The 14,125-nt window shown below is 57.3% G+C and carries 12 protein-coding genes; 9 read left to right on the top strand and 3 right to left on the bottom strand.

All coding sequences use genetic code 11. The features are described from left to right. Positions 1-88 precede the first annotated feature (88 nt). The 4 genes from JYB84_RS09270 to JYB84_RS09255 all read left to right on the top strand — a co-directional run bounded on the left by JYB84_RS09270 (position 89) and on the right by JYB84_RS09255 (position 3,186). Complete coding sequence (locus JYB84_RS09270; protein WP_207319830.1) at positions 89-577, top strand: TlpA family protein disulfide reductase; 489 nt, start codon at positions 89-91, stop codon at positions 575-577. Continuing rightward, a complete protein-coding gene (locus tag JYB84_RS09265) occupies positions 574-789 on the top strand; it encodes a DUF4266 domain-containing protein (RefSeq protein WP_207319829.1) in 216 nt (71 codons plus the stop codon). The genes JYB84_RS09270 and JYB84_RS09265 overlap by 4 nt, the downstream gene beginning before the upstream one ends. Continuing rightward, positions 780-2,171 (top strand): DUF3570 domain-containing protein, encoded by a 1,392-nt coding sequence (locus JYB84_RS09260; protein ID WP_207319828.1) that lies wholly within the window; start codon positions 780-782, stop codon positions 2,169-2,171. The genes JYB84_RS09265 and JYB84_RS09260 overlap by 10 nt, the downstream gene beginning before the upstream one ends. Positions 2,172-2,241: 70 nt before the next feature. Further along, positions 2,242-3,186 (top strand): FAD:protein FMN transferase, encoded by a 945-nt coding sequence (locus JYB84_RS09255; protein ID WP_228290747.1) that lies wholly within the window; start codon positions 2,242-2,244, stop codon positions 3,184-3,186. A 90-nt stretch (positions 3,187-3,276) separates the two neighbouring features. Here JYB84_RS09255 and asnS read toward each other — a convergent pair whose 3' ends face one another. Continuing rightward, positions 3,277-4,677 carry an asparagine--tRNA ligase gene (gene asnS / locus JYB84_RS09250; protein ID WP_207319827.1) on the bottom strand — a complete coding sequence of 467 codons (1,401 nt, stop codon included), beginning with the start codon at positions 4,675-4,677 and terminating at the stop codon, positions 3,277-3,279. A 151-nt stretch (positions 4,678-4,828) separates the two neighbouring features. Between asnS and JYB84_RS09245 the strand changes: the two genes are divergently transcribed. Continuing rightward, positions 4,829-5,167, top strand: coding sequence for a hypothetical protein (locus tag JYB84_RS09245; RefSeq protein ID WP_207319826.1), 339 nt, complete (start codon positions 4,829-4,831; stop codon positions 5,165-5,167). A gap of 78 nt (positions 5,168-5,245) precedes the next feature. Here JYB84_RS09245 and JYB84_RS09240 read toward each other — a convergent pair whose 3' ends face one another. Beyond that, positions 5,246-5,833, bottom strand: a complete 588-nt coding sequence (locus JYB84_RS09240; protein ID WP_207319825.1) for a CoA pyrophosphatase — start codon at positions 5,831-5,833, stop codon at positions 5,246-5,248. 20 nt (positions 5,834-5,853) lie between these two features. Next, the gene (gene pabB / locus JYB84_RS09235; RefSeq protein WP_207319824.1) at positions 5,854-7,308 is read right to left on the bottom strand and encodes an aminodeoxychorismate synthase component I; all 1,455 of its coding nucleotides are present in this window, start codon (positions 7,306-7,308) and stop codon (positions 5,854-5,856) included. 411 nt (positions 7,309-7,719) lie between these two features. On the opposite strand from pabB, the gene JYB84_RS09230 reads away from it, so the two are divergent. The 4 genes from JYB84_RS09230 to JYB84_RS09215 all read left to right on the top strand — a co-directional run bounded on the left by JYB84_RS09230 (position 7,720) and on the right by JYB84_RS09215 (position 14,113). Beyond that, positions 7,720-9,276 carry a fumarate hydratase gene (locus JYB84_RS09230; protein ID WP_207319823.1) on the top strand — a complete coding sequence of 519 codons (1,557 nt, stop codon included), beginning with the start codon at positions 7,720-7,722 and terminating at the stop codon, positions 9,274-9,276. A 99-nt stretch (positions 9,277-9,375) separates the two neighbouring features. Beyond that, positions 9,376-11,427 carry a dipeptidyl-peptidase 5 gene (locus tag JYB84_RS09225; RefSeq protein WP_207319822.1) on the top strand — a complete coding sequence of 684 codons (2,052 nt, stop codon included), beginning with the start codon at positions 9,376-9,378 and terminating at the stop codon, positions 11,425-11,427. 108 nt (positions 11,428-11,535) lie between these two features. Next, positions 11,536-12,186 (top strand): hypothetical protein, encoded by a 651-nt coding sequence (locus JYB84_RS09220; protein ID WP_207319821.1) that lies wholly within the window; start codon positions 11,536-11,538, stop codon positions 12,184-12,186. Between the two features lie 280 nt (positions 12,187-12,466). Then, complete coding sequence (locus JYB84_RS09215) at positions 12,467-14,113, top strand: glucan biosynthesis protein G (RefSeq protein WP_207319820.1); 1,647 nt, start codon at positions 12,467-12,469, stop codon at positions 14,111-14,113. Positions 14,114-14,125: the final 12 nt, after the last annotated feature.

Genomic DNA, 14,125 nt, shown 5'->3' with positions numbered 1-14,125 from the left:
TGAAGCCCTGCGGAAACGCCCAACCCCTGTTATGGCCAAGGAAAAAGGCTTAAGCTAGATAAAGGACAGCAATATTAGGGACTTCATTATGTTCAAAACTCTGTTTGCGGCGCTGTTACTGCTGCTGGCCGGCGGAGCACAGGCAGAACCCGGGCTGGATGCCGTTATTCAGGATGCCAATGGCCAGCCGATGGCGCTGACTCAATACGCAGGCAAGGTTGTGTACCTGGATTTTTGGGCGTCCTGGTGTGGTCCTTGCCGTAAATCCTTCCCCTGGATGAACGATCTTTCCAAGCGCCATGGCGATGACCTGGTGGTACTGGCGGTGAATCTGGACCCGGATCCCGCCGATGCCGAGGCCTTTATCGAGGAATTCAAACCCAGGTTCACCATAGGCTATGATCCCGAGGGCAAGCTGGCGCGCCGTTTTGACCTGCTCGGCATGCCGTCAAGCTTCCTGTTTGACCGCCAGGGACAGCTTATCTCAACGCACGTGGGCTTTTTTACCGAAAAGGCCAGGGATTACGAGGCCGAAATTGAGGCCTTGGTGTCTGCAGCGGGAGTGAAAAAACCATGAAGACCAAGCTGCTTTCGCTGTTGCTGCTGTGTGCCTTGGGCGGCTGTACCAATTTAGGGGTGCAACCCTGGGAACGTGGCGTGTTGGCCAAACCCGAGATGGCGCTTGATCATGAGCAGCTGGATCTGGCGCTCGACGATCATATTTTCTTCAGCAAGGAAGGGGTCAGCGGTGGCCGCGCCTTTGCCGGCGGAGGTTGCGGATGCAATTGAGCGGCAAGGGAGTGGCGGCGGCCCTGACCGTGGCCAGCGTGCAGATGTTGAGCCTGGATGCAGTGGCACAGGAGCAATTGACCGGGCAATCCCTTTCAGGAAAAAGCAGCTCTGGAAAAGACGCCGACAGCACCGGACTCGACTGGTTACCCGACTGGATTGCCAAACCCCTGGCCCCCTGGCGTTTTGATGGCGCCATTCTCTGGTATCGGGAGCAGGACAGGGTTCAGGCCATAGAGGGCATAGTTCAGGGAAGGTACGATTATAGCGACAGCCTCAGCGTGACCGCCAAGATGCTGCTGGACAGTCTCAGCGGCGCCTCTGCCACGGGTGCCTTGCCGCAACCGACAGCTCAGACCTTTACCCGGCCATCGGGTGGTGGCGAATACAGCGTCGCCACCGGACAGACACCCCTGGATGACACCTTCAAAGACACCCGGCTGCAGCTGTCGGCGGATTGGAGTGAAATAATTTCAACGGAAAAACGCATTCACGGCGGGGTCTATGGCTCGAAAGAGTTTGATTATGCCTCCATTGGTGTGAATGGCGGTGCTGAGTGGGGATTCAATAAAGATAACACCACCTTGTCCCTGTCCACGGCTCTGGGGATGGATGTGGTGGACCCGGTCGGTGCCGTGCCCGTTGCCGGAGCGCCCATGGCCATCCGCAGGGATTTCAGCGGTGAGGACGCCTTTTTGGCCGCCTTTGCCACCACCCGCATTCCCGGGGTCAGGCGCAAGTACACCTCGGAAATGCTCTTTGGCCTCAATCAGGTAATCAATCGCAGCACCCTGGTGCAACTCAATTATGGTGTGGCCCTGAGTCAGGGCTATTTGACCGATCCCTATAAAATCCTGTCTGTGGTCAACGAACAGGGGCTGGCACAGGAATACAGGTATGAGAGCCGGCCGGATTCGCGGCTGCGCCATAGCCTGTTTGCCCTGCTGAAGTACGCGATGGATAAGGGCGTTTGGGAAGCTTCCTACCGTTTTACCCTCGATGACTGGGGCATGCAGTCCCATACCCTGGAAACCCGCTTAAGACGTCAGTTCGGTGATATTTGGGGCTTTAAAGGACTTTACGGCCAATTGCACTTGCGTTGGCTGCATCAGGGGGAGACGGATTTTTATCGCAGCTTTCTGATGGAAGGCGAGGCCTTGCCGCGCTATATGAGCGCCGATTATCGCCTCGGCGACCTGGACACTTACACCCTGGGAGTCAAGCTGGGATACCGCCTCTCGGGTGGGCGCGAGCTGGCCTGGCGTTTGGGCTGGTATCACCAGGTACCCAGGGGAAGTCAGCCGGCCTTGCCGGCACTGGCGGGGTTGGATCTGTATCCCGTGGTCGATGCCGCGATGTTACAGCTAAACTATCAATGGTAAGCATATCGCTTTCAAATTGAAGGCGTCGCACTTTGGTAAAAGAGCGAAATTGGACCTGGGACAGGGTGCTATGAGCAGTAAATGTGTGGTCAAAGATGGCGTCAAATGGCATCACAGGGGATTTATGGGCCCGGACGATGTCCCGGTGCCCGGTATGGCTGCGACGTTCAGGGCCATGGCCAGCCCCTGTGAAATTCTGTTCTATGGTTTGGAAAGCCAGGAGGAAGCCCAGAGGCTGGGTAAAGTGGCGGTGGATGAGGTGCGCCGTATCGAAGCCAAGTACAGTCGCTTCAATCACGACAGTGTGCTGTCCCAGCTTAACCGGGATGCAGGCGAGCGTCAGCCGCTGGATCCCGAGACCTTTGGTTTGCTGTCCTTTGCCAGGGAATGTTATCGCCATTCCGACGGTTTGTTCGATATCAGCAGCGAGCCCCTGTCGCGGCTGTGGCGTTTTGACGGCTCAAACGATGTACCCGGCGCCGAAGATGTGCAAAAGGCCCTGGCCCATGTGGGGTTCGAACGGCTGAAGTTCACCAGCACCAGCATATTGCAGCCCAGGGACATGACCTTGGATCTTGGCGGTATCGCCAAGGAATATGCCGCCGACCGGGCGCTGAAGCTGATGCAGGAGCAGCTTGGCAGCATTGCCATTGAGCCGGCAATCCTGGTTAACCTGGGGGGCGATCTTGCCGCCAGCCCACACGAGTCCCATTGGCGGGTCGGCATAGAAGATCCCGACAATCACCAGGCGGCCAAACTCAGCATTCAGTTTCCCGGCGGTGGCCTGGCCACCAGTGGTGACAGCCACAGATTTATCGAGCGTCACGGCAAACGTTACGGCCACATACTGAGTCCCCTCAGCGGTTATCCCATTGAAGGGGCGCCCCGTTCAGTGACGGTAATGGCGGCCAACTGCACCGTGGCGGGTATGTTGGCGACCCTGGCCATGCTTAAGGGTGAGGATGCGGAAGATTTTCTTGAAGAGCAGGATTTGCCCTACTGGGTTTTACGCTAACGCTACAAATACAAATCACCAATGCGGCCAATAAAAAACGCACCCGAGGTGGGTGCGTTTTCTGTTTTAAGCCTGTTTGTTAACAGCGGCTTAGAAGCTGGCGCTGCGCGGTGCGCGCGGGAAGGGGATCACGTCGCGGATGTTGCCCACGCCGGTCACGTAGGACACCAGGCGCTCAAAGCCCAGGCCGAAGCCTGAGTGAGGCACAGTGCCGTAGCGGCGCAGATCCCTGTACCACCAGTAGTCTTCCTTGTTCAGACCCATTTCTTCCAGGCGGGCATCCAGTACATCGAGACGCTCTTCACGCTGGGAGCCACCGATGATTTCACCTATACCGGGAGCCAGTACGTCCATGGCCGCCACAGTCTTGCCGTCTTCGTTAAGACGCATGTAGAAGGCCTTGATGTCCTTCGGATAGTTCTTCACTACCACAGGGGCCTTGAAGTGCTCTTCGGCCAGGTATCGCTCGTGCTCGGACTGCAGATCTATGCCCCATTCCACAGGGAATTCGAAGGTCTTGCCACAGTTTTGCAGTATGGTTACCGCGTCGGTGTAATCCACCTGGGCAAAGTCGCTGCTGACGAAGTTTTGCAGACGCTCAATTACGCTGCTCTCAACGCGCTCGGCGAAGAACGTGAGATCGTCCATGCGCTCAGCCAGCACAGCCTTGAAGGCGTACTTGAGCATGGCTTCCGCCAGACCGGCCACATCATCGAGGTTGGCGAAGGCCACTTCGGGTTCCACCATCCAGAACTCCGCCAGGTGACGGCTGGTGTTGGAATTTTCGGCGCGGAAAGTGGGGCCGAAGGTGTAAATCTTGGACAGGGCACAGGCGTAGGTTTCGCCGTTCAGCTGACCGGATACCGTCAGAAAGGCCTCTTTCCCGAAGAAATCCTGATCGTAGTCCACCTTGCCGGCTTCGGTGCGGGGCAGGTTTTCCATGTCCAGGGTAGAAACGCGGAACATTTCACCTGCGCCTTCACAGTCGGAGGCGGTGATGATGGGGGTAGAAACCCAGATAAAACCGTTTTCGTGATAGAAGCGGTGGATGGCCTGGGACAGACAGTTACGCACCCGGGCCACGGCACCTATGATGTTGGTGCGGGGACGCAGGTGGGCCACTTCACGCAAATGCTCAATGGAGTGACGCTTGGCGGCCATGGGGTAAGTATCTGGATCGTCAACCCAGCCGGTCACTTCCACAGCGCTGGCCTGCAATTCGAAGGCCTGGCCGGCACCGGGAGATTCCACCACAGTACCAGTCATCACCACAGAGCAACCTGCGGTCAGCTTGAGCACTTCATTGTCGTAATTGGCGAGGGTATTGGGAACTACGCCTTGGATGGCGTCGAAACAGGAACCGTCATACACGGCCAAAAAGGAGATCCCGGCTTTGGAATCCCGGCGGGTACGGACCCAACCACGCACCGTGATCTCGGTGCCGGCGGCGAATTCACCCTTAAATACAGAAGCGACAGATGCAATGCTCATTGTTGCTCATTTCTCCAACGAAACGTTTTCTATGATAATTTTGGGAGGTTTATATTACCTTTCCGGTGGCTTTTCTCAAGCTGAAAAAGGTATGCTTTGAGAATAATCACGATTCACTGTGATGCCCGAAAAATCACAATGGAGGTGATGGATGAAAAAGGTCAAGATCTTCCAACTGCTGCTGGCGACAATGTCGATCGCCGGCTGGAGCCTGGCCATCTATGCCTTGCTGCTGTTCCATGAGGCCAGACCCGACAGGGCCGTGGGCTATTTCTTTTCCAAGGGTGCCCCGGTACGCCTGGGTTGGGACCCCGAGCAGACTGTGCTGCTGGAGCACATTATCTGGATCTGCGCCGCCATCAGTTTTGTCAGTATGGCGTTCAATTGGTATGTGGCGCACCACAGTCGCCTGGGTTACTGGTTCAATATCCCGCTGTTGTTCCTGTCGTCCCTGGCCGCCGGACTCTATATCAGCTTCGTGGTGTTCTAGCAGTCTATTGTCCAGGTGGCAGGTATTCTCGAGCCCGGTGCTCCAACGCCAAATGTGTTGGTCTTTAAACTACTGATCTCAACCCTTAATGCCACCGTGCTTCAGATGGCGGCAAAGTAAATCAATCATGGCCGCGGTGGCGCCCCAGATAAAGTACTGGCGCCAGGGCATGAACATCACCTGATAGTGTTTTCCCTGGCGCTGGAAACTGCGTTTGTGCCTGTGGGCATCGTCCAGGAAATAACTCAGTGGAGCCCTGAAGCAGGCAGCGACTTCCCCGGGATCCAGCACAAGTTCAAAGGGGGCCTTCACCAGGGCCACCACAGGGGTGATTTCAAAGCCGGTAAAGGTGCGGTGTGGCGGAAACAGCCCCAGCACCTCCAGATTGTCGCTGTGCAGGCCAATTTCTTCCGCCGCTTCCCTAAGCGCTGTGGCCTTGCTGTTGATGTCCTCAGGCTCCACCTTGCCACCTGGAAAACTGATTTGCCCCGGGTGGGCCCGCAGGTGATTGGGCCTTTGGGTGAGGATCAGATGCAGCTCGCCATTATGCTCCTCCAGCGCCATCAAGACCGCGGCCTGGCGTAATGTACCCGGCGCCGGTGCGGAAACGATCTCATGGACCAGGGGCTGCAGGGAGAAATGCAGCCTGAACTGCTCCGCATTCATTTTCCAGCCCCGGCCCGTCATCATCGGGCCTCGCTTCTGGCGTCTGGGGCCAGAAAACGCTCCAGCAGCGGCAAGATCCGGCTGACCTTGTCGAAGCTTTCCTGGTATTCACTTTCAACCACCGAGTCGGCCACCACGCCTCCACCGGCCCAGCAATGGATCTCGCCATCGGCCGCCACCAGGGTGCGTATGGTGATGCTGGTGTCCATGGCGCCGCTCTGACTCAGATAACCCATGGAGCCGCAATAGAGGCTGCGCCGCGAAGGCTCCAGCTCCTCGATGATTTCCATGGCGCGGATCTTGGGTGCCCCCGTGATTGAACCGCCGGGGAAGGCCGCCCGCAACAAACTGGCGGCACTTTGACCCTCGGCCAGCTCAGCCTCGACCGTGCTGACCAGATGGTGCACCGCCGGGAAGCTTTCAATGGCAAACAGACTGGGCACCCGAACGCTGCCGGGGCTCGCCACCTTGCCCATATCGTTGCGCAGCAGGTCCACTATCATCAGGTTTTCGGCCCTGTCCTTGGGCGAGGCCTTGAGGGTCTCGGCGGCCTTGGCATCCAAAGCCGGATCCTGCTGTCTTGGCAGGGTGCCCTTGATGGGCTTGGTCTGGATTTTCCTGCCATCGAGACGAATAAAACGCTCCGGCGAAATCGACAATATGCTGCCCTGGGGCAGGCGCATAAAGGCGGAGAAGGGCGCGCCATTGGCTCGGCGCAGCGCCTGATAGGCCTGCCAGGAATCGCCCTCGAAGCCGGCGCTGAATCTCTGGGTCAGGTTTATCTGATAGCAATCGCCGCTGTGCAGGTAGGATTGCACCGCATCGAATTTCTGCCGGTACTGCTCAAAACTGATTTGCTTGGCAAAGGGCCGGGTCAGTTTGAAGTTGTCAGGTACTGGCTCGGTCTGCGAACGTAAGCTTTCGAGCCAGGACAGGGTCTCGTTCAGGGCCGCTTCGCCAAGGTAATGCACCAGGGTCCAGTTGTTGCTGTCGTAATCGTGCACCAGAACCCAGTCATAGAAACCTATATTCATCAGCGGCAGGGCAATGTCATCCTTGGCCCGGCTCGGCAGTTTTTCTATGGTGCGGCCCAAATCGTAGCTGAAGGCTCCGGCGGCGCCACCGGCAAAGGGTGACGCGCTGCAGGGCTTGGCGTGCGGGAACAGCGCAGTCTGCATTTGTTCCAGCAGCGCCAGGGGATCTGTGCAGGCGAGGGTAGCGGGCAGGGTAGCCTCGAACACTGCGTCACTGTGCCACAGGTGAGCTTCGGTTTCGGTAGCGCTGAGGCTGGCCACAGGATTGGCGCAAATCAAATCGCGGCGGGCATCCTCGTGGGGGGCATCGGCAGAGTCCAGCAACAGGGCCCAGGGCAGGTGTGCCAGGTGGGCAAACAGCGCCGGGGTGCTGTCATCCCAATCGAGGGTTTTCACGGCGAGGGGGGCAGAGACATGACGTGACTGTGCCAGCTTGAACATCGATAAACCTTATTACAATGTGATGTAGCCCAAAAAGACCCGAGAGGTTATCATACCGGCCTGAAAAGAATTAATAAAACATTAGGGCGTGTTGGCATTTCTAGATTAGATTTTGTTCGCCTTGGCGACGTTATGGTCGCGAAGCGAGGAGCGAAGTTTAGTTATTCTAAATGAGCAACGAGTGACAAAGAGCAGGACGCCGCCAAAGCGAACCCGAAGGGCAGCGCTTGGCCGGTCTTTCTACTGTGTTATCGCCTGCTTATGTAGTATGGCTACAGGGCGCAGACGCTGCCTGGTATAAAAACCGGCCCAGCTGCTGCAAAAACAATTATGAAATGCCAACACGCCCAAAAACGGGGCACACCCGTTAGAGCGGGGCACACCCGTCATGCGGGTACACCCATTCAATCAATGAAAGTGTCGGAGCAGAAAGTGTCAGAACATCAGTCAGCGGTCGTCATTAAACAGGCCGATTTCATCGAAAGTATTGCCGATGCCTTGCAATACATCTCCTACTACCATCCCAAAGATTTCGTTGATGCCATGGCCGAAGCCTACGAGCGCGAGCAAAGTGCCGCCGCCAAGGACGCCATAGCCCAGATCCTCATCAATTCGCGCATGTCGGCCGAAGGGCACCGCCCCCTGTGTCAGGACACTGGCATTGTCACCTGCTTCGTTAAAGTGGGCATGGCGGTGCAGTGGGACAAGACCGATATGACGGTGCAGCAGATGGTGGATGAAGGTGTGCGCCGCGCTTACAGCAATCCCGACAATCCGCTGCGGGCCTCCATAGTGGCCGATCCCGCCGGTGCCCGCACCAACACCAAGGATAACGCGCCCGCCGTGGTGCATATCGACATGGTGGCCGGTAACCATGTGGAAGTGGCCATTGCCGCCAAGGGCGGTGGCAGTGAGAACAAATCCAAGATGGTGATGCTGAACCCCTCAGACGATATCGCCGCCTGGGTAGAAAAGACCCTGCCCACCATGGGTGCCGGCTGGTGTCCTCCGGGCATGCTCGGCATAGGTATCGGCGGTACCGCCGAGAAAGCTGCGGTGCTGGCCAAGGAGTCCCTGATGGAGAGCGTGGACATCCACGAACTCAAGGCCCGTGGTGCCCAAACCGCCGAAGAAAAACTGCGTCTGGACATTTTCGAGCGCGCCAATGCCCTGGGTATAGGCGCCCAGGGTCTGGGTGGCCTCACCACGGTACTGGACGTGAAAATCAAGTCCGCGCCGACCCACGCCGCCTCCAAGCCTGTGGTGATGATCCCCAACTGCGCCGCCACCCGTCACGTGCATTTCCACCTGGACGGCACAGGTCCTGCGGATCTGACCCCGCCAAGCCTGGCCGACTGGCCCGAAATTACCTGGGAAGTGGGCGAGAACGTGCGCCGCGTTAACCTGGACACTGTGACCCAGGCCGAGATTGAAACCTGGAACAGCGGCGACACCCTGCTGCTGTCCGGCAAAATGCTCACCGGCCGTGATGCTGCCCACAAGCGCATCCAGACCCTGATCGAATCAGGCGAAGGCCTGCCGGCGGGCGTGGACTTCACCGGTAAGTTCATCTACTACGTGGGCCCTGTTGATCCCGTGGGCAATGAAGTGGTGGGACCTGCAGGCCCAACTACCGCCACCCGTATGGACAAGTTCACCGATCTGATGCTCGACAAGACAGGTCTGATGGGCATGATTGGCAAGGCCGAACGTGGCCCGGCCACGGTTGAATCCATCAAGCAGCACAAGGCCGTGTACCTGATGGCCGTTGGTGGCGCCGCCTACCTGGTGTCCAAGGCCATCAAGAAGGCCCGCGTGGTCGCCTTCGAAGATCTGGGTATGGAAGCCATCTATGAGTTTGATGTACAGGACATGCCTGTGACAGTGGCCGTGGACTCCAAGGGCGTCAACGCCCACGAGACAGGTCCCGCCATCTGGAAGGTCAACATAGAAAAAGCTCGCGCCTAAGGGCAAACGCCCGTCTGCCACTGACAAAACTGTGGGGACGGGCGGTTTTTCAGGAAATAACAATAACAAGTTCAACAAAAACATCGGACGACAAGCAGAATGAACAAGCACAACGCTATCGCGCTTGGCCTGGCATTGGCCGGCATCAGCGCAACCGCCTTGGCTGCACCTCAACCCTTCAATGTGCAGCAACTGGTTAAACTCAACAAGCTCCACTCCGCCGCTCTGTCCAATGACGGTACCAAGCTGGTGTATGGCCTCAAGACCATTGACGATGCCGGCAAAGGCGAATCCGACCTCTACCTGCTGGATCTCACCTCAGACAAGGCCGCGCTCAAGCTGACCTCAGCCAAGGGCACAGAGCATGACGCCGCCTTCAGCCCCGACGGCAAGAGTGTGTATTTTATCGCTGCCCGCGATGGTTCCAGCCAGCTGTTCCGCCTGCCGCTGGATGGCGGTGAAGCGCAGCAGATCTCCAAGCTGCCGCTGGACATTGACGGCTTCAAGCTGTCTGCCGATGGCAAGCAAGTGGTGATGAGCATGCGGGTGTTCCCCGAGTGCGACACCCTGGAGTGCTCCAAGGACAAGTTCGATGCCGAGGCCAAGCGCAAGAGCACCGGCCGTGAGTACAGCCAGCTGATGGTGCGTCACTGGGATACCTGGTTCGATCACGCCCGCAATCACCTGTTTGTGGCTCCGCTGGACGAGACCGGTCTCGGTACGCCGGTGGACATCACAGTCGGTCAGGATACCGAAACCCCGCCCAAGCCCTTCTCCGGTATGGAAGAAGTGACCTTCAGCCCCGATGGCAAGACAGTGGTTTACAGCGCCAAGGCGCCATCAAAAGATCAGGCCTGGACCACCAACTATGATCTGTGGCAGGTGCCTGTGACCGGCGGCAAGGCCGTGAACCTGACCGAAAAGAACATCGCCTGGGATGCCCAGCCAACTTTCTCCGCCGATGGCCGTTACCTGGCTTATCTGGCAATGAAGAAGCCCGCCTTTGAGGCCGATCGTTACGCCATCATGATGCGCGATCTGGTGACCGGCCAGGAAAAGGAAGTGGCGCCCCTGTGGGACAGAAGCCCTTCATCCATTCAGTTCGGTGCCGACCAGCGTACCCTGTACGTGACCGCCCAGGATCTGGGCCAGGTGTCGATTTTTGAAATCAACACCCAATTTGGCGATGTGCGTCCCATCTACAACGATGGCAGCAACAGCCTGGTGGGCCTGGCCGGCGACAAGCTGGTATTCAACCACAAGAGCCTGTCCGAGCCCGGCGACTTCTACAGCATAGGCCTCGACGGTGACAGGCTGACCCGCCTGACCGAGTCCAACAAGGACAAGCTGGCAGAAATCCAGTTCGGTGAATACCAGCAGTTCAGTTTCAAGGGCTGGAACAACGAAGAAGTTTATGGCTACTGGATCAAGCCGGCCAACTTTGAAGAAGGCAAGAAGTACCCCGTGGCCTATTTGGTACACGGCGGTCCACAGGGTTCCTTTGGCAACAGCTTCAGCGGTCGCTGGAACGCCCAGTTGTGGGCTGGTGCCGGTTACGGTGTGGTCATGGTGGACTTCCACGGTTCCACAGGCTACGGTCAGGCCTTTACCGATTCCATTTCCCTGGACTGGGGTGGCAAGCCGCTGGAAGATCTGCAAAAGGGTCTGGCAGCCGTCGGTAAGCAGCAAAAATGGCTGGATGTGGACAACGCCTGTGCCCTCGGTGGCTCCTACGGCGGCTACATGATGAACTGGATCCAGGGTAACTGGAACACAGGTTTCAAGTGCCTGGTGAACCATGCCGGTCTGTTCGATATGCGCTCCATGTACCATGTGACCGAGGAACTCTGGTTCCCAGAGCATGAGTTTGGCGGCAGCTATGAAGAGGCCAAGTCCCTGTACGAGAAGTTCAATCCCGCCAACTACGTGGAAAACTGGAAGACCCCCATGCTGGTGATCCACGGTGAGAAGGACTTCCGCGTGCCCTACGATCAGGGGCTGGCGGCCTTCAGTTACATGCAGCGCAACAACATTCCATCTGAACTGCTGATTTTCCCCGACGAGAATCACTGGATCCTTAATCCCGACAACCTGCAACAATGGTATGCCAAGGTGCTGGGTTGGATGGACCGCTGGACGGGCAAACAATAATTTCCACCCAAGAAAGCCGGCTTATGCCGGCTTTTTTTATCTAAGGTGTTGAATTTCGGCCAGAGGCTGCAATAGTAATAGCGTCTCTAACAGCAAAAGGAGCTTGCCATGACAGCCATTCAAATAGGTTACGAAGACGCCAGGGCACGGATGAGGCCCGGTGACGTCATTGCCTTTGGCGGCAAGGCCGCTTTTTCCAACCTGACCAAGTTCGCCACCCGCTCCCATGTGTCCCATGTGGGGGTGATACTGCAAACCAAGGTGGTCAATGACAGCAGTGACCGGTTTTTCAATCAGATCATTGAGTCTACCGAACTCAACGATTTCACCGGGGTGCAGATCTCCCGCTTCAGCGACAGGCTGGATTACGACGGGGAGATCTGGTGGTTGCCGCTGGATCCCGAATTGCGGGAAACCCGTTTCAACGAAGCGGCATTTTATGAGTTCCTGTTCAACCAGGCCAAGGCGCGTAAACCCTTCGATGTGCCCCAGGCGCTGTTATCGGCCTTTGACCTGTTCGATGACTTCAACGGGCCGGGTTACAACCAGGAAGATTTTGCCAAATTCTTCTGCTCCGAGCTGGTGGCTGCGGGCTTTGAAGCTGCAGGTATGACAGGTACCATCAATTGCTCGGAAGTGACCCCGATAGATCTGTGTCGCTGGCGCATTTATCAGGACAACTACTACCAACTCAAGGGCGCACCCGACAAAGGCATCAGCCGATTCAACAGTCTGGCACCTGCACTTTGGGATAAATGATCCCGCGCCTTAATCCCCTGAAATAGCAACGGTTCTGCTCCGGAATGGCGACAAAATTCCGGGGTAGAACCGAAGTTTTAATTTTGGGTATAAGCTTATAACCAAATGGTATAGTTTTGTTTGCCCTTAAGCACACATATCTTGTGCATTTTTTTACTGTTCTGCTATCTTTCGCGCAATGTGAGCCGCTAACTTTCCCGTTATGCCGTCCGGCAGACAAAGTTTAACGAAACTCCATAAAATACATCCGTTTCTCTACTTTATTCAGGTCATCTCCACTATGGTTAGCTTTCTGAGTTGCCACCCAAACCGTTCAAAATTGGCCCCCTTGCTGGCGTACGGATTCGCCGCCGCGTCCTTGCTTTGCTGTGCAGCCGTCAATGCGGCCGACATCAAGGGCAGCGATGCCAACCCCGCCACCGAGGTCAAGCCCGCAGATCCCCAGCCCAAGCCGGTCAAGACAGACTCCCGGGCTCAGGTGCGCTTTGCCAGGAATGGCCAGTTTGATTCAGATACTGTGGTACGGATAGCCCGCAATCTGGCGCAAAAGCCCTATGTGGCCTTGAAAGATCCTCTGCCCGCCAGCCTGGCAAAGATCAACTACGACGAATACCGCGATATTCGTTTCAAACCGGAAGCGGCTATCTGGCGCAGCGAAGCCTTGCCATACCAGATGCAGCTGTTTCACCGCGGATTTTATTTCCAGGATCTGATTGAAATCGCCCTGGTGGAAGGCAACAAGGCCAGCCACCTGGCCTACGATCCCAATTTCTTCAGTGCCGGTGAGGTGCTCCGGGAAAAACTGCCGACCCAGGACATAGGTTACAGCGGTCTGCGGGTCCATTACCCCCTCAACAACGCCGAGTACTTCGACGAGCTGTTCGTGTTCCAGGGGGCCAGTTATTTCCGCGCCCTGGGCAAGGGTAATGCCTATGGTCTGTCCGCCCGCGGTTTGGCCATCAATACCGCCGAGCCTGCCGGTGAGGAATTCCCGGTATTCCGCGCTTTCTGGATAGAAAAACCCAATGCCGAAACCAACCTGATTGTGGTGCATGCGCTGCTGGACAGCCCCAGCGTGGCCGGTGCCTACCGCTTCTCCATCCGTCCCGGTGACAATACCCGCATGGACGTGGAAGCGACCCTGTTCCCACGGGTAGAGTTGGAAAAGGTCGGTCTGGCCCCAAGCACCAGCATGTACATGCACTCAGCCAATGGCCGCCAGAACGCCGATGATTTCAGGCCTTCGGTCCACGACTCCGACGGTTTGCTGATGATCAACGGTCGCGGCGAGCGCCTGTGGCGCCCTCTGGCCAACCCCAGCAACCTGCAGATCAGTGCCTTTATGGACAACTCACCCCAGGGCTTTGGCCTGATGCAGCGCGAACGCAATTTCGATGCCTATCAGGATCTGGAAGCCAATTACGAGCGTCGTCCCAGCCTGTGGGTGGAGCCGGTGGGTAATTGGGGCCCAGGCGCCGTGGTGCTGACCGAAATCCCGACTCAATCGGAAATTCACGACAACATAGTGGCCTTCTGGAAACCCCGTCATCCGCTGGCGGCCGGCAGTGAGTTCCATTTCTCCTACCATCTGGTGTGGGGCGCCGAGCCGGTGAACAACGACAGGGCCGTTATCGTCAGTCGCACCGCCAGTGGCCGCGCCGACATTGCCAAGCCAACCGCCAGACGCTTGTTTGTGATTGACTATCAGGTGAAGGGCGACATGCCCCAAGGCCAGGCCGTGGCCAAGGTGGAATCCTCCGCCGGCAGCATCAGCAACATAGTGGTGCGCGAGAACCCAAGAAGCCATGGCTATCGTCTGTCGTTCGAGTTCGATCCCCTGGAGGTCAATCTGGCGGAACTGCGCGCCGAGCTGAAATTTGGCGATCAGCGTCAGGCCGAAACCTGGCTCTATCGTTGGACGCTCTAAGGTATCCCGTCC

It is taken from the genome of Shewanella cyperi (genome assembly GCF_017354985.1).
Classification (GTDB): Bacteria; Pseudomonadota; Gammaproteobacteria; order Enterobacterales; family Shewanellaceae; genus Shewanella; species Shewanella cyperi.
The sequence above is the reverse complement of the archived record's forward strand: the minus strand, read 5'-3'. Positions and strand labels throughout refer to the sequence as shown.